The sequence below is a fragment of the Sinomicrobium kalidii genome (genome assembly GCF_021183825.1).
Taxonomy (GTDB): Bacteria; Bacteroidota; Bacteroidia; order Flavobacteriales; family Flavobacteriaceae; genus Sinomicrobium; species Sinomicrobium kalidii.
In genome coordinates, this window is sequence record NZ_CP089211.1 from 5,086,870 (window position 1) to 5,107,716 (window position 20,847).

The window sequence follows — 20,847 nt, forward strand, 5'->3', positions numbered from 1 at the left end:
CCTAATGTCTAATAGCTACAAAATGAAACAACTTTTTACCGCGTTATTGCTTGTACTGGTTTGCTGTACTCCCGAAAAAAAGAAAAATACTCCCGACAGGATCAGTAAAGATTCCCGGGAAGTAAAACTGACCCCTGAAGAAGCCGGAAGATTGGCCCGGTTACCACTCAGTTGTATGCAGACCGAATATCCCAATAAACTGAATCAAACGCTGAAAGATTCTACCGATATTCAGCCCCCGCAGAAATTACACCCGGCCTTTTACGGCTGTTTTGACTGGCATTCGTCCGTACACGGGCACTGGATGCTTGTCAGTCTGTTGAAACAGTTCCCGGATATGGAATTTACAAAAGAAGCGCGACAAAAACTCAGGGAGAACATATCCCGGAAAAATATTCTGGCTGAAGTTGACTACTTCAAAAAAGAACCGTCCTACGAGCGAACCTACGGATGGGCATGGTTATTGAAACTTGCCGAAGAACTGCATATGTGGGACGACCCTATGGCGCGGGAACTGGAAGCGAACCTGCAACCGCTCACTGATATTGTCGTCAAAGGATACCTGGACTTTCTGCCCAAACTCAATTATCCCATACGGGTAGGGGAACATCCCAACACTGCTTTCGGGCTTACTTTTGCCCATGACTACGCAAAAGCGGTGAACAATACCGAACTTCTCGGACTCATAGGTAAAAGAGCCAGGGATTTTTACCTTAGTGATGCGGATTGTCCCATGAGCTGGGAACCCGGAGGATTTGACTTCCTGTCGCCATGCCTGGAAGAAGCCGACATTATGCGAAGAGTGCTTCCCAAGGAAGAATTCCGGGACTGGCTTCAAAAGTTTTTGCCACAGTTGGGCGATGATTCTTTTAGTTTGGAACAGGGAAAAGTATCGGATAGGGAAGATGGCAAACTGGTGCACCTGGACGGGGTGAACTTTAGTCGGGCGTGGTGTTTATACGGAATAGCGGGGGACCTGCCCGAATACAAACACTTGCGAAAAATAGCCGATGATCATGTACTGTAATCACTTCCCCATATTGTGGACGACAATTATGAAGGCACTCACTGGCTCGGTTCTTTTGCCGTATACGCCATGAACACTGCACGCTGATGTTTGGATTTCTTAAAAATATCGGCCCGGGAACACTGGTTGCCGCGGCATTTATCGGGCCCGGCACAGTTACCGTGTGTACACTGTCCGGGGTTGGATTCGGATACGCCCTGCTCTGGGCAATGGTGCTTTCTATTGTGGCCACTGTGATCCTTCAGGAAATGACCGTACGTATCGGTATCATCACAGGAAAAGGACTTGCCGACGTTATCCAGGGCCAGTTAAAATATAAATGGCTGAAAATACCTGCCATGATCCTGGTTTTTTCGGCCGTAGTTATTGGAAACACGGCCTATGAAGCAGGGAATCTAAGTGGGGCGTCCCTGGGCGTGGCCGGTCTTTTCGGGGAAAAATATGACGCTGTTTACCCCCTTGTAATAGGCGTTATAGCCTGTGTGCTTCTCTTTATCGGGAACTACAAGGTGCTGGAACGCTGTATGATAGGACTCGTATTGATCATGAGTTTATCCTTTTTATGTGCAGCGGTGATCACCAAACCTGACCTCGGGGCTGTTCTTCGGGGTGCTTTTGTTCCGGGATTCCCGGAAGGCAGTATATTTACCATTATCGGTCTGGTGGGGACTACGGTGGTCCCTTACAATCTTTTTCTGCACGCTTCGCTGGTAGGGGAACGGTGGAAACGGGAGTCCGATCTGAAACCGGCGCGGAAAGATACCCTGATTTCTGTAGTCCTGGGAGGAATGGTGTCTATGGCCATTATCATAACCGCAGCCGGAAGCGGCCTGACGAATGTAGACAATGTAATGGATATGGCCAGGGGATTGGAACCCCTCTACGGCAGGTTTGCCACATATTTTATAGGTACGGGTTTGTTTGCAGCCGGGATCACCTCATCGGTGACGGCTCCGCTTGCTGCAGCTTATGTGGCTAACGGATGCTTTGGCTGGAAGGCTTCCCTGGCCGATATCAGGTTCAGGATGGTGTGGTTTGTAATTATAGGGATCGGGGTGGTTTTTGCTTCCCTGGGCCTGAACCCTATAGAGCTCATTTTGTTTGCCCAGGTAGCCAACGGTATTTTACTGCCGGTAATAGCCCTGTTTTTATGGTGGGTGGTGAACAGGGCAGGAGTGTTGGGCAGGTATAAAAATACCTTTATACAAAACCTGGCCTCGGGGATCATCATCCTGGTGGCAATGGTACTGGGAATACGGAGTATTTTTAAGGTTTTGGGGTGGTGGCCCTGAAAAATATCCCTTTTTATAGTGCACAAAACGGGTTTTACTAATTTTGTTAACCTAATAATCCAATAACAATGTCCGAAATAAACCTCAACTGCGACGTAGGCGAAGGCCTGGACAACGAACACCTGTTAATGCCCCATATATCTTCATGCAGTATAGCCTGTGGTGGCCATGCCGGTGATGAAGAAACCATGCAAAGGGTAGTGGACCTTGCAATAAAGTACGGAGTGCAGATCGGAGCGCACCCGTCTTATCCGGACCGGGAAAATTTTGGCCGTAGGTCCGTGAACATGGTGTCGGAAAAATTGATCGCTTCGATCCGGGAACAGGTTGGGGCACTTGAAGATATTGTAGGGAAAAAAGGGGCGGCATTGTATCATATCAAGGCACACGGGGCTATGTATAACGATATGGCCCGGGACCGGAACACGGCAGAAATATTTTTGTCGGCCATAGAAAAATACAGGGAAAGTGTTTTTATATATGCTCCCTGTAATTCTGAGATAGAGAGGCTTGCGGTCTCCGAAGGCTTCAGCATAAAATACGAAGCCTTTGCCGACAGGAATTACAACGACGACCTTTCCCTGGTGCCCAGAAGTGCGGACAATGCCATAATCCACGATAAGGAAAAAGTCCTGGAGCATCTGCTTTTCATGACAAAAGAGGGTAAAGTACTTACCGTAAAGGGAAACAAGGTCGCCATTAAAGCCGATACCTTTTGCCTGCACGGCGATAATGAACATGCCGTGGAAATACTGGAATTTCTTTCAAAAGCATTCAAGTGCCGAAACGGGGTATAATGTTGTTTTTGTTATGCAATAAGCCGATCGAAGATGCCTCGAATAACTTATAAATGTTTTATGACGTGTTGTTCCAAAAACTGATGGGGCTGCAGTACTTCGATCTCCGAAAAGTAAAAGTCACCGGTGTTTTCCGTTACAATACATTGACATCCCGCGTTTAAGGCGGCGTAATATTCCAGTCCGTCCTCGAAATGTTCGACAGCTTTGTGCTCTGCAGCAAGCACGACAGCCTTTCGGTCTGCTTCGGCGATATGGATTTTGGAAATAAGCATCCGGATCTTTTGTCTGGCCATTTTTCTGCCGCTTTTCTTTTCGGCAAAATAAAAAGCGATGGCCAGGCATACCGGAGAGGTGAACAGTTTAAATCTTTTGCTGTCCGCCAGACTCAAAAGTCTTGAGGAATAACTGAACAACGGATATTCTTTGTTCAGCACCGAAACCAAAATATTGGCGTCTAAAAATACCTTCATTTTTTGTTTTTGAAGAACTCTTCTTTTGCCGATTTTCTGCTTCGGGGGGTGATCTTGTATTCGGCTTCGCCTTCTGCCACCATATTTACCCAGCTTGCAATGGGCAATTCTTCCAGGTTTTGGTAATGCCCGCTGGTAATTTGTCGGTACAGGAACTCTGTGAGCCTCGACAGGCTTACGTTTTGGGATTGGGCAAATGCTTTGGCTTTATCGATGACATCTTTGTCAAAGGACAAGGTGATTTTGGCATCCATAACACGGGATTTTTAATACGACAAAAATATAAAATTAATACGTATTACTGGCAGATAACCACTTTAAATTATAAATTTATGCAGGATTAACTTTTAAATTCAGAAGCTTTTTTGGTAATTAGCGATATGTGTTTGCCTTTGAAGGACTATAACCTTACATACAAGCCCGTGGGAGAAAAGGCCATGCTTATCGAATGGCCGGAGGAGATCGATGACGCTATCCTGGAAGATGTCATCCGGTTTCGGAACAGTATCCGTAAAACCCTTGATGAGGATTGCGAGCTGGTACCCGCGTATCACTCTCTTCTCATTATTTTTCCGAAGAAAACAGACACGGAACAAGTCACCCGTAAATTCCGAAGTTTATATCCCGAACGGAAAAATAAACCTTTAAAACGGAAGCTATGGAAAATTCCCGTGTGTTATGATGAAGAGTTCGCGCTGGACCTCACCCTGATCGCGAAAGAAAAAGGCATGACCGAAGCAGAAATAGTAAAGCTGCACACCGAAGGCACATATACCGTATATGCCATTGGTTTTTTACCCGGTTTTATGTACCTGGGAGGACTGGACGAAAAACTGTTTGCGCCGCGTAAGGACGAACCCAGGCCAAAGATCGCCCGGGGTGCCGTAGGGATAGGCGGAAAGCAAACCGGGGTATATCCGCAGGAAAGTCCCGGCGGGTGGAATATTATAGGGAATTCGCCGGTAAGGTTGTTCAATGCCGCAAGGGAAAAGCCGTGTAAAATAAAAATAGGGGACAAGGTTCAGTTTTACAGCATAAAAAAGGCCGAATACGAATTGATAAGTATTGAAGCTGCGGCCGGAGTTTATAAGATAAAGAAAGAGAAGTGGTATGATTAAGGTGGCAAAACCGGGTTTTTATACTTCTGTACAGGATACGGGGAGAACAGGATACCGGGATATGGGCGTTCCGGTTTCCGGGGCCATGGATACTTTTTCTGCCGTACTGGCCAACCGATTGCTCAATAATGATGATAATGCCGCTGTTCTGGAAATAACCATGACGGGACCATCACTGGAGTTTACCGCGGCTACGCATATTGTACTGACCGGGGCGAAAATGAACCCTGTTGTAAATGATGTTGATATGCCTTATAACCGGGTAATAAAGATAGCGCCGGGAGATGCACTTTCTTTTGGAAAATTACAAAAAGGCTTCCGGGCATACCTCGGACTAAAAGGGGGGCTTAAAACCGAACTGGTGCTAAAAAGCCGGTCGTTGTATACACCGGTAACCCCATCGGCCCGGATTTTGGAGGGAAATACCCTGCCTTATGAACCCTTTACCGGCGATATAGAAAACCTTATCGAAATAAAGATCGACAACGAATTTTTGTTTGATACCCGGATCGAGGTGTATCCCGGACCGGAATACGGATTACTGCCAAAAGCCGATATAGCGCGTCTAAACACCACAGGGTTTACCATTTCTGCACAAAACAATCGTATGGCCTACCAGTTGGAAGAACGGTTGTCGCCTAATGACTTGAGTATCATTACTTCGGCCACTTTGCCCGGAACAGTTCAGCTTACACCCTCCGGAAAGATGATTGTTTTGATGAAAGATTGTCAAACTACCGGCGGATACCCCCGGATTTTACAACTTACCGAAAGAAGTATTTCTGTTTTGGCACAGAAGAAAGCGGGGGATACCATCGGGTTTCATGTAATTTGAAATCATCTTATAATGATGCAGAACGCGCTTTTCTGGCCACCATAATCCTGTAATAATTGGCTACGTAAATGCCTGTTAATATAAATGATTGTTCTGCCATGCTACAATAGGATATATCATAATCACATTGCAATTTTCCCCATTTGGTTCTGGGTTTACATTGTAATACGGTTTTTCTTTTTGAGTTTTCGATCGTATAACTTTTATTGAAAAGCCCCTTTGTTTTAAAAACATATTTTCCTTTATCCGGATAGTTAATGATAATCTGTCCTTTCCAGTTTGCATGCAGGGTTGCTATTTCTTTATCGTTGTAGGTTATTGAGATCCCCTTTTTTAAGAATCCAAGTGGTTTTATTTGATAACATTCCTGGTTTTTCAGGGTGATTTGTGCTTTCCTGGAAAAAGACTTAATATAGGTCAGTTGGCCTTCACATTGCCCATTATCCATTAACTGATATGTTTTTTCATTGATGCAGTTTACTTTCATCGGTTTGGAATTTTATGGATTTAACTACGACCCCAAGACTGTGATTTGTAGAATGATGAATATCGAAGTATTATTTATAAAACTTCATCATTCATGGTTCTGCGGTTTGTCATTCGTCATTCTGTGCGGGTTTAATCGCTTTTACTATCTATTATTCAAAGAAAGGTTACGCGTATCCAGTTTGTGCCTGGCCGCTTTTTTTATGGCCGTCCTTGTAGAGTCGTTCAGAATATATTCTCTATCGGGTACGGTTAGTTTATCTAATGTTATGTATTTGTTTATCAAATCCTTATTTAAGGCATATTGATCGATCTTGTCTCTATCCGGTTTTTTCGGATTTTCCCCGATATCAGAATCTCCCGTGCCGGATTTTTTTTCGAGCATAGCAGCCAACTCGTTTATGGCAGATTCATAGTTTTCTGTTAATTCTGTTAATTGTGCCATATCTACGGTCATAGTGTCCACTTCACCCCTTAGTTTGCTGTTATTACTGGCCACAGGAACGCTAAAGAGTCCGACCATTACAGTGGAAAAAAGTACCAGCCCCATAAAAAACCATATGGTTTTAATGACGATCTTCCTGGGGGCTTCACGGTGAAATTCCGACCGCATCATAAAGTACGTAAGAACAACCAGGACAAAAGCAAAACCGGAAATACCGTAACTCAATATTTTGTCTGTGATGATACTGGTTATGTCGTTCATTTTGTGTTATTTTTAATATCTTCCGTTTACGATCTCTTCTATCAGTAAACCTTCTGCTGCCGATATCCGGGTGCGCTGACGGCTTAGATTGGTGGGCATAATGCTGTCATTTGTAATGATGGAATTGAGATTTACCATATCATCTTCAACAACCTGGCTAAAGGAAGCCCCGTCGTTAAGCCTGTTCCGGATGAGTTGCCGTGCTTCCACTAACAGATCGTGTATCCTGCTGCCAAAGGCCGCTTGTGTCCATGCGCGTTTGGCATCGCTGTTCATCCTGTCGAGCAGCATCCGGCGTTGTTCCGCAGTAAATCCGTTTCTGAATTCGTGATTGTGGAACCGCCGTAAGAACCTGCGGTGTCTCATTCTTATTTCAACGATAAAAGCGGCGAGCAGGTCCCTTTCCCTCAGGTACGCGGGATGTACATTTCTTCTGAATGACCCGGAAACCCTTGAGTTTCCCACAACGGGCTGTACTTCGTTACGGATGGAAGACGGGAAATACCTTTTGTAGTCGTACACCCAGTCAAGTCCGGACCGGCCTTCGGTATGCGCGTCCCTTCCCGCAGTTACGATCCTTCTTTCGGACCGGGAAATTGCCGTTCTTACACCCGATTCCCTGATAGCCACTGCCAGGGCAAAAGCAATATCGATCTGGTTTCTGTCCTGGTGCGAGCGTTCGTCCCGGTCTTCGGTAAAGAGCCGGATGGTATTCCTGATATGCCGGTCTGTATCTTCGTTTTCCAGTTGTTCCAATAACTGGTTTATACGCTCAACTTCGAGATTTCGGCGCAATCTGCCCCTGGAGGTGGTCACCAAAAAACCGTCGTCGGGAATCCGCATTCTTCGCTTTACCCGTTGTACCTGCGATTGGGTGAGGGACGCCGGGGAAACCGGGGTATCCCACGAATCCGTATCCTGATCCGGGGCTTCGTCATCATAGACTTCATCCCTTACCGGGGCGTCATACATATCGCCATATACTTCTTCTTCCGTAAAGGTCATATCGGCAGTATTATCGCCATATACCTCTTCTTCCGTAAAAGTCATATCGGCTTCGGGCTGGCTGTCACCGTTTCCTTTGGAAGTATTTCTCCGGTTGTCGGTTTGTGGTTGTTTGCTTATTTCCTCACTTTCGTCACTATCATCATAAGGAGGGTCATTTATGGGTTCGTTATCATAGGGGGAGCCTCCTTTTTCGTAATCGTCTCCTCCTTTTGACGGGGAACCGCCATAATCGTCATTATACGAATCATTTCCTTTGGAATAACGGTCATCGTTATAGGAAGAACCTCCCTTTCCATATGCCCCTCCATCATCATAGTGCCCTCCTTTTGACGGGGAACTATCATAATCGTCATTGTAGGGATCATTTCCTTTGGAATAGCGGTTATCCTCATAGGAAGAGCCTCCTTTCCCGTAACCACCATCATCATAATGCCCTCCTTTTGACGGAGAACTGTTATAATTGTCATTATAGGAGTCATTTCCTTTGGAATAACGATCATTGTCATAAGAGGAACCTCCTTTTCCATGGCCCCCTCCTTTTGATGAGGACGACCTGTAATTTTTATTACCACTGTTTTTACTTGTTCTTTTAGCTGTCATGACTTTATTTTTTTGTTAGATATAATCTGCGTCTTTTATCGGGTTGGGAAAAGGCGCTATCTTTTTTGCCACCACACCGATAAGCTGAAGACCTTCTACATTGATTTCTTCTGTTTTTTCTGCTTCTTTTTCCAGGTTGATATGTCTGCGGAATAGCTTGGTTTTCTCCCGGGAGGACAATGCAAATGTTATTTTTAAAGGTTTGTACCCGGAAACATTTACCTGCAATTCATACCTTTTTTTCGCAATTAGGTCCGCAATGAGGATATTTATTTGTTTGTTGGAAAATGTAATTTTAGCCGGCTTGTTATTGATAAGTATTTTTATATCATGAGGGGTGACTTTTACGGGGGTACGGGTGCCCTTTTCAGTAAAAATAAATTCACTTCTAACCTTGTGGAAAACAATTTTTTTAGAAAGTAACACGGGATTCATGGCCTTTAAAAATGTTTTGGGAATGGCCTTAACTTGCCTTTTCGGCTCCGTTTTTACCTTTACCTTTGTTTGCAGGCGGGGAGCGAGGGTAACAAACTGGCGTTGTTTTTTTGCAATAATGTTTTTTGCGCTTTTTCCGCTTCTTTTCTCTTTGCTTTCCAGTTTGGCCGCTACATTCACTACGGTCTTTCTGTCGATGTTCAGTGCGGTGTTTACCGATTTTAACCGGAGGTTTTGCCCGGCTTTTAACTGTGCGGTGTTAATAATAAAAGGCCCTAAATTCTGTATTTGATCTTTTTGTAAAAGCCTTTGGTTCTTTTGGGATTGCCGGGGCAATTTAATAGTGACATTCCTGATAAAAATAAGTTTGCTGGTGATTTTTGGGATATGGACCTCTTCCTTGTTCAGAATATGGATATTCCAAAAAGGGGAGCGCAGAACAGATTCGTCAAACCAGGGCCTTGTAATATGAGCAAACAAGAGTTCAAATTCTATTTTTTCGATGTCGATATCGGCGAGTTCGGAACCTCCGAAAACCTCACTGTATTCCTGTTCATTTACACTTTCTAACAGTGTGTTTAGTTCCTGTTTGCCGATCTCAATTTTTTTCCAGTCTACCTCGTTTCCCCTGTACAGATTGTTTGGGGTACAACTGGTGTAATAAAAAGTCTCTTCTATACGGGTTCTCCTGGAGCTTTCTAATTTGCTTTTAGTGTCTATAAACCGGTTCATAAATCTTTTAAACTCATCTTTTATGATGACGAGGATCTCTTTTTCCACCTTGTCTTTGTTCCCTGCATCTGTCCATTCCTTTTCGATCTTTTTAAGGTTTTGTTCTTTCATTTCTATTTCCAGGGAAGTTGTGGTTTCATCAGAAGAACTTGTATTTTGCTGTAATTCGTTTATTTCTTCCTTTAGCTTTTTTTGGAGTTTGCGGAAAGACCGGTACGTATCATATGCTTCACCCTCCAGGGTATTGATGGCTTTTTCAAATACGGGATGGCCATAAAGCATGTTTATGGTCAGGGTGTCGGGGTCCATAAGCCTAAGGCCGTGGAGGATGGTACCATAGGCATTGAACAGGTAATCTTTTTGATCGCCGGAAATGGTCCAGAAATTATTTTCCCTGGGGAGTGTGTTTGCCATCTGGGAAAATTCGTAGAGCTCATCGAGATAGGTACGGGCTTCTTCGGCGGCACTATTGGTATCCAGGAATAAGAAATCGTCGTAATCAAATCCGGTGGAGAAAGGGGAAAAGACCAACTGGTATTTCTCCTTGTTCTCCTCCCGGAGGTGATTTTTTACAAAATCTTCCTTGATCTTGGTGAATATGGTAGCTAATTGTGACATCGGTTATTAGGTTAGCAGATTACCGGATTAGTTGATTAACACTCATTAACTTAATCCTGGAGTCGTGGAGTTGATGCGTAGAGCGAACTAAAAAACTCCAGGACTCATCAACTCCATAACTTACACCCATTCCTCCACATTAGGTTTGGCATCGGGAGATTTGGGCAGGATATGGCATTTAAAACCGATTAACTGCATCCCTTTGATCTTTATACCTTGCGAGTCGCTTTCAAAGTCCATATTTCGTTCCTGGCTGTTGGTTTCATATTTGCCTCCGGCGTGAAAAGGGCCCCAGGAAACAAATCCGCCGCCACTGTTGCTTTCCATTTCACTGGTTATTTCGGAGTGGCTTTCGCCAAAATGCAGGAAAAGATCTTTGACAAAAATGGCTGTTGTGGTATAAGCCGGGATCATTCCGCTGGGAGGGGTTTCCCCGTCAGAGACCATATTGTCCTTAAACTCGGGGTTATTAATATCAAACCTCCAGTATTTGCTGGTCAGGTAGTTTACGTTGTACCAGGGACGTACAATGGGCACCTGGCATATTTTGAACCGCAGGCTGAACCGGGAAGTATCGATCTTTGTCTTGCTTTTGGTTTCTTTATGGCTTCCGCGGGCGCCTATACTGACAAAACCGAGAGAGAAGCCACCACCTCCGCCACCTTTTTTGGAATCGAACTTGTAGTTCGACTGGTAATCGGTACTGCTGAACGTAAATTCGGTCCAACCGTTATCGGTTTCGGCAAAACCGCCGGGCAGGAGGGAGGTATAGTAAAAATCGGAGCCGGAAGCTATACCGGTAAGCCTGGCCTTTTCCATATCGTCTATGTACTGTTGCTTTAAGGTAAGCATGCTCCGGCCTTCTACCTGGGCTATAAATGCGGCGATCTGGTCGTATTCTTCCTTAAAGCCGTTGGTGATCCAGTCGTTTTTGGCCGCCATGACCTTATTGCGCAGAATGGGAGCGTTTAAACTCCAGAAATGAACGGCCGCAGGGTCTTTACCGGCCAGGGCATTTACCCGGTGGCTGTTGTATTCCAGTGCGGCGTTCATATACTGCTGCATTTTTTCATTGTACATTTTTACCAGGGGAGTTTCCTGTATAACTTCTTCCTCTTCTTCGGTAACGATATTCTTCTTTATTTTTTTCTCCTGAAGGAGTCCGCGAAGGCGTTCTATTTTGGCCTTCGTTTTTTCATCGGGCTCAAAATTGGCCACCTGGCTGAACTTCAGGATGTGCCGGTAAGCCAGGGATAGAGAATTTTCCTGGTTCCACACATTCATGGTAACGTCACCTGTTACCCCACTGGTATCAGGAACCATATCGCACAGGCGTGCCAGGTTTTCGGCCTGCATGTATTTTCGGTTGACATCCTGGGCCAGTAACTGGTTGATCTCTTCAGATGTTTTTTCTTTGGGTTTTGATTTTTTTCCGTCTTCGCCTTCGTTTTCCTCTTCTTTTTCGGGTTCCCTTATGACCCCGGTAAGTCCGGTAGATAAGAATTCCAACTCTTCTTTCGGGTAAGGCATCCCAACAGAGAGCCATGCTAAGTAATTGTCATCTGACTTGGGGACAACATCATCTCCATTGGTCAGGATGTCATATAATTTGCCTAAAACGGAATTCATTAGTTTTTCCGGTAATACTTTATTCTCCATGATTTCTATGTTTACGTTATTCAGTTGTTTAATTATTTGGTTATTAGGTTAATAAGTTATTTAGTCAATAACGAATAACCTCATCTATTGCTGGTTTAACAATTCGGTTAAATGTTCTCTCGTGGCTTTATCGAAAACACCGTTGATGGTCAACGATCGGTCGGAAGCCTGGAAATCTTTGAGTGCCTGTTCCGTTTTGGGTCCGAAAATCCCGTCGGAAGTTCCCGGGTTATATCCCAATTGTTTAAGGGCATCCTGCAACCGGGCTACTTCTGTCCCGGTATGGCCCTTCTTCAGGTTTTTCCGGGAAAAACTGACATTTCCACCAGGACGAAGCCTTCTAAAGCCCAATAATTTATCGGAAGTTTTGGCTGTTACAGAGACCTGGTTGCCCTGGTTGCCCCCCAGGCAATATATTCTGCTGCCATTGGATGAAAAACCGAGAAATATGCCTACATGGCCTTTCCACGAATTGCGGCTTTCACGCCAAAAGACGACAACATCACCGGGTTCGGGGTTGTTTACCGGAAAGCCTGCATTTAGCCACGACCTTGCCGAAAGGCTATTTGATTTTTCCAGTCCGGCCTTGAATGCCACCCAGTTTACGAACAGGCTGCACCAGGCGGTTTCGTCTGATGTATAATTCGGAAAACCCGCCTCCCGGGCATACTTTAATATTTGTGGGTTTGCATCGCTTCCGGACACTTCCTTTACACCGATTTCATTTGTGGCTATTTGCAGAATATTTTTCATAATTATTGATTTTCAAGGTTTGATCCCAATTCGGTAAAATTGCAGACAAATAGTGTCCGCTGTCCGGACAGCTTTAGATTATGAAGTCAAAGTTATAGTGCTATAGATACAGGTTCAAGGGTGGTTTTCCCTGATATGACCGGGGAAAAACCCCCTTTTTTTAGTTTCGGAGTCTTAGAGTTTTGAAGTTGGAGGATATAAAACAGCAAACCGTCGGCTGTCAAATCATGACTGGCAACCGGTAACGGGCAATAAACCTTAAATAAAATAAGGGGGCTGTTCGTTGCAAACGAGCGCCAGGCGTGCCAGAAGGCGGTGGAGAGTCAATTGCCTGCCGGCATCAAATCTTAGACACCGGTTGTGGAAACCAGGTCTTAAATCATAAATCTATACGTCTTACATCCGGCAATCATAACATTTTACCTTCCTTGACATATTCCTTTTTTATACCGTTGATAAGATCTTCAAGCCGGATTGTTTTCTGTTGCTGTTCTATGGTTCTGAGACAGGTATACTGGATGATATTTACGATATTGGCGCCGGTAATGTCGTATTTCCGGGAGAGTTCCTTAAGGCACACTTCCCCGGTAAGCGGGATATTTTTCGGAAGGTTGTTTTGCCATAATTGCAGGCGTTCGGCATACGTGGGCATGTCAAAATCGATAATGGATTGAAAACGCCTGCTGAATGCCGTATCGATATTGCTCTTGAGGTTGGAAGCCAGTATGACCAGGCCCGGATGGGATTCTATGCGCTGCAATAAATAGGAGACTTCCTGGTTGGCATACTTGTCATGCGCATCGCGTACATTGGTACGTTTGCCGAAAATGGCATCGGCTTCGTCAAAGAACAATATCCAGTCTTTGTTAGTGGCCTTGTCAAACAGGGTCGAAAGGTTTTTTTCGGTTTCGCCGATGTATTTGGAAACGACAAGCGACAGGTCTATACGGTAGACATCCCGGCCGGTATATTTGCCCAATAAACTGGCCGTAAGGGTTTTTCCTGTTCCCGGAGGACCGTAAAACATAACCCGGAACCCCGGTTTTATCTTTCCTTTCATGTTCCACTCGTTCAGCAGGATGTCATTGTACTGCAGCCAGACTTCTATTTCTTTGACCGCACTTAATGTTTTATCATTCAGTACCAGGTCTTCCCATTCCAGTTCGGTTTCCAGTAACTGGGCGGGAAAGTTGGCGCTGAGTTTGGGTTTAAGGATGTTGCCTGTAGTCAGCAGTTCAACATATTCTTCATCTACGATCAGTCTTCCGCTCATTTTGGGTTCGCCCAAAAGTACTTCTTCCAGCGACAAGATGCCTTTTCGGAACAAACAGGATGTGCCGTGTATATAATCTGTGGCTTGTATACGGTTTTCCATATCCTCACCTGCCAGGAGGAACAGGGCGGTTTCTCCGGTGGGAAGGATTCCCCGGTGATTTTTGGCCTTAACCCCGCCAAAGAGGGGAAATTCCCCGCCACCGGGCATAAATCCGGATACGATATCAACGAGATAACTGGGAGACAAGTGAGGGACAAGGGCAAGGAGAAGGAGCAGCACATCGCGGTCATCCAGGTGGCGCTCAATTATAAAACGAAAAAGGGGAGAGGCAGGGTCGGATTCGTCTTTTGGCAGCTCTACCCCGGGCTTTACCATATCTTCCCCCGTACCAAAGGCCTTGTGCATCTGGTATTCGAAGCTGTTTTTTAATATGTTGAAGAGTTGTTTCATTATTTGGTGTCGGGTTATTTTGTTAATGAAATAATGCCTCCTCTTGAAAGGAGTCGGGATGTGTAACAACAAGTTATCGGACAACCCAATAACCAATTATCGTTATTTATGGTATAAAAAACCTTCATCGTCAATTTCATACTTATTTGAGTACAGATCATTTTTGTAGCAAAATAGCCAATCAAAAAAACCGGAAATATTAGTATGATACGGCCCCTCATTTTCCAGATAAATAATCTTTTGCTCTTTGGTTGTGCCATCAATTAAAATAAAATTCCCGCCGCTGTCTTCTGCAAAAGGTATCCAATAGGAGTCCCATGATTGTATTTTTCCTGTTTTCCATAGGTCTTCCATCATTTTCCAGTTATCATAAATTTGATTCCGGGTTAACAGTTGATAGTCACTTACGGAAAGATTTGTGGTTAGCTTTGAGGTAAAATACTTCAGATCTTCTGGTATTCGAAGTTCGTTTATTTTGTTGTTTGCCAAATACTCACTTTTTTTTCTGTTAAGTTCTTTTGACAGGAATGTATTATGTTTTTTATGCCATTCTACAATTGCATTCCATATGGAATCAATAGCAAGAGGTATTATCTTATGAGGTGAGCGATCTGTTTTTATGAGATGCTTTTGCCATAGTTCTTCAATCAGTGAAGGTTTTACCTTATCAGGAATAAGTTTGAGTTCCAGGGTTTCGTTATCGTATAATGGTATTACATTGTAATAGTTAATGAAAATATCTCCTTCACCAATCGCAATTCCATTATAAATGGTATCCCGGTAAACAAAAACCGAGGACATGTTGGCATAAGAAGGGATATCGTTAAAAATTGCAGCGTTGTGTATAGCTGCCGATCTTTTTATCAAATAGGTACCAAATACTTTTACGAAATCGACAGATTCTTTTATAACCGTTTCGTTAGTAGTATCTACAATAAGGATCAATTCACCCCGATTTTCTGTGTTACCTTTCAAATGATCTACCAGGCCTGCGGTAATAATAAGCAATTCATTATTTTCACCTTTGACAGGATAATATATCAGCATTGAAAAAGATTGATCCCGACTCGTATAAACAACATCTTCCTGATCAGGAATATCATATGCTGCAATAATGGCTTTTCTTATTTCTGTTGCTAAACGTTTCATGTTTTATAAATTAGCCTTGATAATTCGGGTCTTTTGGGTCCCACCACATAGGGTGACTGTCAGGGTTATTGGGAGGCCCCGGAGTTTGATAGTTTTCCGTACCTGCACCCGAAGCTTTTGACTTGTATTTGTCTTCTGGCCCGTGATAGTTTGCCACATTCTGATTCCACTGAAAATTCTGGTCTTTGGTTTGGGTATGCCCCGGTTGATTAGGACCGCTACCTCCACCGCTGTTCCAGTGTACCGAGGCGCCTATACTGCCATGCCCCAAAATCACCTGATCCCATTTGAGCCCGCTTATGTTATTTAAAGAATCTTTAAATCTTGCCCTTGTCATTAAATAATTCAAATCCGTTTCCTTTCCGGCTTTGTAACCGTATCTCGACTCACGCATCAAACCTTTGACCAATATCTGTATACCTTTTGAGCTGGCTTTATTCGGATTTCTATACCCATATTTGTTCCTGTTGGTTACAGGTTTTGCTTCTCTTGCACTTAATAAAGAGGCGTCAAAGCTAACGTCTTTATTACTGTCCTTAGCCCCGGCTTTTTCAGATTCGGATACAAATAATAATCCTAATGATTTCATTTTTGCAATTCTACTATCGATCGTCCTGGATTTAATATCATAATTTGCTTCAATATAGCTTTTTAAAGTGATCATTTTAAATGTTTTTCCCTTAAATGCCGGTGCCGATTTAATTTTTGCAACCTCTGCTATGATTTCGGCATCATCAGGCCCCAGTTTATTTCCTCCGGCTTTCTTATTTGATTTCTTTTTCCCCTTTGGATTTACCTGTCCTTCTATGGCCCAGAATTCACCATCTTTAACAGCAATGAGGGATTTAAAACCATACCTTGTTTTTATACCCGTGAGAATAGGGTTGATCAACTTAATACCAACTGATGAACCACTTAATTTATTAACGGCTCCAACAGCTTTGGAAAGTCCTACCTCCAATCTGTCCTTCGGATCTTTCGGTACACCAGTTTGTGCGGCTTTCTTCAAAAACGCTTTCCCTTTATTTACGATCCATCCCACCACCTTGTCCATAGCTTTGTCTACGGGTTCCCTGATCTTTTTAATGATCTTGATAATAGCCTCCGATATTTTACCGAGTCCCGCAAATTTGGCCAGGAAGTTAATGGCCAGGGTGAGCATACCGGCCAGGGTCTTTTCTACCTTGTTGGCGGCCTGAGTAATAACACCATTGGCGATGGCTGCTATGGAATCTATAACGGCAGCACCTACCCGGGCTATTTGCTTGATCTTTTCTATTAAAAAGGTAATGGTGTCGTAAATGGCAAGAATGGCCTGTATGATTGCTCCCGCCGGGTTAAGGCTCATGACGAGCTTGGCAATGGCCTTTTTCACCACCTGCACAATAACAAACTGACTGATTTCCTGAATAACCATTTCTTTCAGGTTGCTCAGGTGTTCCATGATCTTTTCCCAGGCGGCGGCAGGGCCTTCGGTAACGAGTATCTGTATGAGTTCAAATCCTGTTTCTAAGGCTTTTACAGCAGGTTCTCCGAGGTGTTTTACCAGTTTAATGCGCAGGTTCTCCCAGGTAAGCCCGAGTACCGAGGCTACAAACTTGATGATCTCCTTAAAGTCAAAGCTCTGGGGGACATATATCCCGGCACCGGCAAGGGAACCCAATAACCAGTCCAGAAGGCTTTTTTTGAGATAGTGCCCTATCTTGGCCGCAAACTGTTGGAATCCCTGTTTTGCAGCTTTTATCAGGTTGCCAACAAAGGCTATGGGGTTTTGGAGTATGGTGGCAAAAGCACCTTTTGCTTTTTTAATATAGGGCATTACACCGGGTGCCACTACACTGAAGAGTATTTCCAATAAATCCAGGACGGTCCCGGCAGCCCAGCTTATAAACCTGCCGGCAATGTTCACAAAAGACTTGCCTATTTTTATAAAGGCGTTGGGGAGTATGATAAAATCATCCCAGGTCAGGGATTTCAGGGTATTTATAATAGTGGCCGGAATGGTGACCACAAAGGCCATCAATCCGGAGAGCGCGCCCTGGAACCAGGCCCATGCGCGGGCTACTGCATTTCCTTTTTTGATGTTTTCCCATATTTCTTCCTGGCCTATCAGGGTCATAAAACCGCCGATCACGTTTTCTGGAGTAGGGGGATAGGGCTCTTTAGTTATAGGGTCTTCCCCCAGAATCGCTTTTAGCAAAGGGTAACCTCTTGTGCCTTCTGCCAGGGCTGCGAGGGGCCGCAAAACTGCTTCCCTGACCATGTCTATGATGGCCGAAAGTACCGATTTACCGAGATTGATAAGTTTGGTTATCGGAGAGGTAAATATTCGTTTTGCCCTTCGCCATACATCACCCAGGTCAAAAATATCCGACCAGCCCAGGGAATCGAGAAATTCGTCTATGGCATCTTTTATGGACCTGCCCGAGATATTCAGGGTATCCAGCTGCTCTTTCATAAAGCCGGCGGCTTTCTCAAACACGTTGTATTTATCCAATACCCTTGTAATAAGATTTCCGCCGGGAAGAAATTCCACAATAGCACGCATTATGTTGGCGGCGCTTCTGTCTACATTGCTCATGTTAATGGGATTAATACCCAAAACGATAGTGAACATCCTGAAGCCCGGAATAAGGTAGGCTTTGTCTGCAAAATAGTCGAGGGCATCACTTACGCCAAGCCGTTGAACTTTTGGATTAGGCTGTTTTTCTTTGATGTCAGGTTTGCGTTGTACGGCATGACCCTGTTGTACTACATGAGTGAGTTCGTGCGCAATAAGGTGTTTTCCGCTATCGGTACCTGGCTGGTATTGGCCTTTCCCGAAGAAGACGTGGTTTTTGTGGGTAAAGGCTTTGGCACTGAGCTGACTGTTGAGGCTTGCCGCCTCCTGATCGTCATGGATCTTTACTTTTGAAAAGTCCGTTTGAAACCGGGGCTCCATATAGCCCTTTACGTCCTTATTCATCGGTTTACCACCGGCATTGGCCCTCTGGATACGGCTTTCTATGGTACTGGAAATGTCGGGCACCCCTTTTTCCTTGCGTTGTAGCAGCGCACTTTTTTCTTGTACCGGAACTGTTTCTTCTTGTTCTTCTTCGTTTTCCTTATCTTCTTCCTTTCGCCGTACCTGGTCTTCCTTGGGCCTGCTGAAAAAAGAACCGATCTCCCTTTGAAACTGAATAGCAGAAATTGTTGGGGACTGTTCCTTACTTTGAATGGTTTCACCTAAATTATTTTCAGGGGCTTCTTTCTTTTGTATACTGTCGTTTTTTTCTTCTTCGTTCTGTTTTTGTACAGCCGGGGCCGGACGGAAAAAAGCGGGGTTCTCGGAAAAACCTTGCTCGGGGACTGTTTTTTGTTTGATGACCTGGTCTGCTATCTGGTCGGCCTCTGCTTCATATTTGTCGTTGGGTTTGCCTACGGAAAGCTTTGCTTGTATACCAAAAAAATCCGCCCCGCCTTTATTGTGGTTTGAGGCCGTAGTGTTAGCGCCGGATTTTTTGGCAAAGGCTTGCATTTTTTAATCTGAAAAGTTGTTTATCGGGTTTTTGGTGCTGCTTCTGCTTTGGCAGGTTTGAGCTTCTTTTTGACCAGTTTCATGAATTTTTCTTTATGGGCAGGCCAATATTCCGTGTCCCAGTATTCGTTAATGACTTTAGCCACTTCCCAGGGATAAACGGGTGCCGCTTCGGCAAGATGTATACCGTTATAGTCCTTTTCGCCCATGGCCTTGGCGTAGGCCGAATAAAAATAATCCCTGAGGTTCTCAAAAAACCAGTCGGGGTAATTGTCAGTGACCACATCGGTTTCATAGCCTTCGCTTTCGAGGTGTTGTATGACTTCTTCCTTTATGAGGTATACTTCATAAGGTGTAAATACATGCTCACTGACATAAGAAACTCCCGGGGCATTTTTGGCGTTACTACTAAAATACCGCAATGCAAAATTCCTGGAAGTATGCCCTACAGTTGTGTGTCCCCATACCTTGGCATTTTTGACATCGTTTTCGTGGAGTATATCACTGAATTTACCGGCCAGAGCGTCTTTTCCTCCGGAATCCAGTGTGCCTTTTTTCCAGTTTTCTTTCTCTGAGGTACCCCGGGCTACACTACAGGCATAAAGAATTACGTTAATATCATTAGACAGGTACGGGGCAATTTTTTTAACCAGGGCCTTGGCATTTGATCCCGTGATTCCTGCATTTCCTATACCGCACCAATCTGTGGTGCCATGTGCAAAAATGGCCAGGTTCTTTAGTTTCGGGACTGTATCGTCACCGCATTCATCCTTGAGCTTGTCATTTACATCGGCAATAGTGTCGGCCACATTATTTTTATCACTAATGGCCTGGTCCTGTTTAATATCACCTCCTTTGGAGATTCCGAGGGCATTGAAGTTTTTGGCCCAGTCCTTTGCTCTTCGTTTTGTTTCGTCTTCAAGTGCATCATAGAAGGCCATATTATATCCGCTTGCGTATTGGCAATAATCAGGTTTCAGGGTCTTGTCCGGTTTTTTTTGCAGCATTCCTGTCTGCTGAATGGTATGTGTCAGCTCATGGGCCAGTAAATGCTTGCCCTCTTTTGAGTTGGGGTTGTATTTTCCTTCATTAAAATAAATGTTGTTGCCGTGGGTAAATGCCTGAGCACCTAATTTCTTGCTCATTTGTTCGGCCTTGCTACCGGTATGGATGTTTACATTGCTGAAATCAGCACCGAAACCGGCTTCCATCTCCTGTTTGGTTCGGGCATCCATCTTATTTCCGGTTCCTTTGGCATTGGAAAGTTTTCCTTCCAGGTTATTTTTACCGGGATTTCCGGTTTGAGCATTGTTCGATTTGGCCTGTACTTCGTCCTCTTCTTCTTCCGCTTTAGCTTGTTTTTGTACGGGTTCTTCTTCCTCTTCCTTTTTTTGCACAGGTTCCTCCTCTTCGGTATTGCCCTGTTTTTGCACCTCTTCTTCCTCCTGCATTTGTACGGGTTCTTCTTCCATCTTATCCGGTTTGGCCTGTATTTCTTCCTCTTCTTCTTTCTTTTGTACGGGCTCTTCCTCTTCGGTTTCCGCTTGTTTTTGTACCTTTTCTTCCTTTTCGCAATCGGCACATTTGGCCTGGACTTCTTTTTCCTCGTCCTGGTTTCCCTGTTTTTGTACCGGTTTTTCTTCTTCTTTCAGTTCCTGTTTTTGCACGGTAGATATGGTTTCTGCCAAGGGTTTTTGTTGCAATTCTTCTTCGCCTTTTCCCTTTTTCCGGATTCCGGGCTGGGTTGCAGTTTTATTCACCACCTTATCGGCTACGTGGTCGGCTTCTTTTTCATATTTGTCACCGGGTTGGCCTATATTCAGTTTGGCCTGTACACCAAAGAATCCCCGGTTATTTTCATTCCGGAAAGCCATAGATGTGCCTTTTCTTTTTTTAAATTCTCTCATAACACTTTC

General features: G+C 44.3%; 16 protein-coding genes and 1 pseudogene. 5 read left to right on the forward strand and 12 right to left on the reverse strand.

The window, feature by feature from the left end:
- Nucleotides 1-22 precede the first annotated feature (22 nt).
- The 3 genes and pseudogenes from LS482_RS20495 to pxpA all read left to right on the forward strand — a co-directional run bounded on the left by LS482_RS20495 (nucleotide 23) and on the right by pxpA (nucleotide 3,116).
- Nucleotides 23-1,114: pseudogene (locus LS482_RS20495) on the forward strand (DUF2891 domain-containing protein).
- Complete coding sequence (locus tag LS482_RS20500; protein ID WP_233029453.1) at nucleotides 1,114-2,319, forward strand: Nramp family divalent metal transporter; 1,206 nt, start codon at nucleotides 1,114-1,116, stop codon at nucleotides 2,317-2,319. Before LS482_RS20495 ends, LS482_RS20500 begins: the two are co-directional and overlap by 1 nt.
- A gap of 68 nt (nucleotides 2,320-2,387) precedes the next feature.
- Nucleotides 2,388-3,116: a 5-oxoprolinase subunit PxpA gene (pxpA, locus tag LS482_RS20505; RefSeq protein WP_233029454.1), complete on the forward strand. Its 729-nt coding sequence runs from the start codon at nucleotides 2,388-2,390 to the stop codon at nucleotides 3,114-3,116.
- 47 nt (nucleotides 3,117-3,163) lie between these two features.
- On the opposite strand, the gene LS482_RS20510 is transcribed toward pxpA, so the two are convergent.
- Together LS482_RS20510 and LS482_RS20515 are read right to left on the reverse strand one after the other, a co-directional pair.
- On the reverse strand, nucleotides 3,164-3,589 hold the full coding sequence (locus tag LS482_RS20510) for a type II toxin-antitoxin system VapC family toxin (protein ID WP_233029455.1): 426 nt from the start codon (nucleotides 3,587-3,589) through the stop codon (nucleotides 3,164-3,166).
- The gene (locus LS482_RS20515) at nucleotides 3,586-3,843 is read right to left on the reverse strand and encodes a DUF6364 family protein (RefSeq protein WP_233029456.1); all 258 of its coding nucleotides are present in this window, start codon (nucleotides 3,841-3,843) and stop codon (nucleotides 3,586-3,588) included. Before LS482_RS20515 ends, LS482_RS20510 begins: the two co-directional genes overlap by 4 nt.
- Before the next feature lie 126 nt (nucleotides 3,844-3,969).
- Between LS482_RS20515 and pxpB the strand changes: the two genes are divergently transcribed.
- Entirely contained in the window at nucleotides 3,970-4,707 is a 738-nt protein-coding gene (pxpB, locus tag LS482_RS20520; RefSeq protein ID WP_233029457.1) for a 5-oxoprolinase subunit PxpB, read from the forward strand.
- Nucleotides 4,700-5,542: a 5-oxoprolinase subunit C family protein gene (locus LS482_RS20525; RefSeq protein WP_233029458.1), complete on the forward strand. Its 843-nt coding sequence runs from the start codon at nucleotides 4,700-4,702 to the stop codon at nucleotides 5,540-5,542. The genes pxpB and LS482_RS20525 overlap by 8 nt, the downstream gene beginning before the upstream one ends.
- 7 nt (nucleotides 5,543-5,549) lie before the next feature.
- Here LS482_RS20525 and LS482_RS20530 read toward each other — a convergent pair whose 3' ends face one another.
- The 10 genes from LS482_RS20530 to LS482_RS20575 form a co-directional block, all read right to left on the reverse strand.
- On the reverse strand, nucleotides 5,550-6,029 hold the full coding sequence (locus tag LS482_RS20530) for a hypothetical protein (protein ID WP_233029459.1): 480 nt from the start codon (nucleotides 6,027-6,029) through the stop codon (nucleotides 5,550-5,552).
- Between the two features lie 144 nt (nucleotides 6,030-6,173).
- A complete protein-coding gene (locus LS482_RS20535; protein WP_233029460.1) occupies nucleotides 6,174-6,734 on the reverse strand; it encodes a hypothetical protein in 561 nt (186 codons plus the stop codon).
- 12 nt (nucleotides 6,735-6,746) lie between these two features.
- Nucleotides 6,747-8,342, reverse strand: coding sequence for a hypothetical protein (locus tag LS482_RS20540; RefSeq protein WP_233029461.1), 1,596 nt, complete (start codon nucleotides 8,340-8,342; stop codon nucleotides 6,747-6,749).
- Nucleotides 8,343-8,357: 15 nt separating this feature from the next.
- The gene (locus LS482_RS20545) at nucleotides 8,358-10,127 is read right to left on the reverse strand and encodes a hypothetical protein (protein ID WP_233029462.1); all 1,770 of its coding nucleotides are present in this window, start codon (nucleotides 10,125-10,127) and stop codon (nucleotides 8,358-8,360) included.
- Nucleotides 10,128-10,247: 120 nt separating this feature from the next.
- On the reverse strand, nucleotides 10,248-11,786 hold the full coding sequence (locus LS482_RS20550) for a hypothetical protein (protein ID WP_233029463.1): 1,539 nt from the start codon (nucleotides 11,784-11,786) through the stop codon (nucleotides 10,248-10,250).
- Nucleotides 11,787-11,870: 84 nt separating this feature from the next.
- A complete protein-coding gene (locus tag LS482_RS20555; RefSeq protein WP_233029464.1) occupies nucleotides 11,871-12,539 on the reverse strand; it encodes a C40 family peptidase in 669 nt (222 codons plus the stop codon).
- 409 nt (nucleotides 12,540-12,948) lie between these two features.
- Nucleotides 12,949-14,265: an ATP-binding protein gene (locus tag LS482_RS20560; protein WP_233029465.1), complete on the reverse strand. Its 1,317-nt coding sequence runs from the start codon at nucleotides 14,263-14,265 to the stop codon at nucleotides 12,949-12,951.
- Between the two features lie 102 nt (nucleotides 14,266-14,367).
- Nucleotides 14,368-15,414: an SMI1/KNR4 family protein gene (locus tag LS482_RS20565; protein WP_233029466.1), complete on the reverse strand. Its 1,047-nt coding sequence runs from the start codon at nucleotides 15,412-15,414 to the stop codon at nucleotides 14,368-14,370.
- 10 nt (nucleotides 15,415-15,424) lie between these two features.
- Nucleotides 15,425-18,931 carry an eCIS core domain-containing protein gene (locus LS482_RS20570; RefSeq protein WP_233029467.1) on the reverse strand — a complete coding sequence of 1,169 codons (3,507 nt, stop codon included), beginning with the start codon at nucleotides 18,929-18,931 and terminating at the stop codon, nucleotides 15,425-15,427.
- A gap of 20 nt (nucleotides 18,932-18,951) precedes the next feature.
- Complete coding sequence (locus tag LS482_RS20575) at nucleotides 18,952-20,838, reverse strand: eCIS core domain-containing protein (RefSeq protein ID WP_233029468.1); 1,887 nt, start codon at nucleotides 20,836-20,838, stop codon at nucleotides 18,952-18,954.
- Nucleotides 20,839-20,847: the final 9 nt, after the last annotated feature.

Bases quoted from the DNA above. Each gene is read 5' to 3' on its own strand.
- LS482_RS20570 (WP_233029467.1), bottom strand. From the start codon at position 18,931: ATGCAAGCCTTTGCCAAAAAATCCGGCGCTAACACTACGGCCTCAAAC.
- LS482_RS20525 (WP_233029458.1), top strand. From the start codon at position 4,700: ATGATTAAGGTGGCAAAACCGGGTTTTTATACTTCTGTACAGGATACG.
- LS482_RS20530 (WP_233029459.1), bottom strand. From the start codon at position 6,029: ATGAAAGTAAACTGCATCAATGAAAAAACATATCAGTTAATGGATAAT.
- pxpA (WP_233029454.1), top strand. From the start codon at position 2,388: ATGTCCGAAATAAACCTCAACTGCGACGTAGGCGAAGGCCTGGACAAC.
- LS482_RS20565 (WP_233029466.1), bottom strand. From the start codon at position 15,414: ATGAAACGTTTAGCAACAGAAATAAGAAAAGCCATTATTGCAGCATAT.
- LS482_RS20540 (WP_233029461.1), bottom strand. From the start codon at position 8,342: ATGACAGCTAAAAGAACAAGTAAAAACAGTGGTAATAAAAATTACAGG.
- LS482_RS20550 (WP_233029463.1), bottom strand. From the start codon at position 11,786: ATGGAGAATAAAGTATTACCGGAAAAACTAATGAATTCCGTTTTAGGC.
- LS482_RS20575 (WP_233029468.1), bottom strand. From the start codon at position 20,838: ATGAGAGAATTTAAAAAAAGAAAAGGCACATCTATGGCTTTCCGGAAT.
- LS482_RS20510 (WP_233029455.1), bottom strand. From the start codon at position 3,589: ATGAAGGTATTTTTAGACGCCAATATTTTGGTTTCGGTGCTGAACAAA.
- LS482_RS20560 (WP_233029465.1), bottom strand. From the start codon at position 14,265: ATGAAACAACTCTTCAACATATTAAAAAACAGCTTCGAATACCAGATG.
- LS482_RS20535 (WP_233029460.1), bottom strand. From the start codon at position 6,734: ATGAACGACATAACCAGTATCATCACAGACAAAATATTGAGTTACGGT.
- LS482_RS20545 (WP_233029462.1), bottom strand. From the start codon at position 10,127: ATGTCACAATTAGCTACCATATTCACCAAGATCAAGGAAGATTTTGTA.
- LS482_RS20555 (WP_233029464.1), bottom strand. From the start codon at position 12,539: ATGAAAAATATTCTGCAAATAGCCACAAATGAAATCGGTGTAAAGGAA.
- LS482_RS20515 (WP_233029456.1), bottom strand. From the start codon at position 3,843: ATGGATGCCAAAATCACCTTGTCCTTTGACAAAGATGTCATCGATAAA.
- pxpB (WP_233029457.1), top strand. From the start codon at position 3,970: ATGTGTTTGCCTTTGAAGGACTATAACCTTACATACAAGCCCGTGGGA.
- LS482_RS20500 (WP_233029453.1), top strand. From the start codon at position 1,114: ATGTTTGGATTTCTTAAAAATATCGGCCCGGGAACACTGGTTGCCGCG.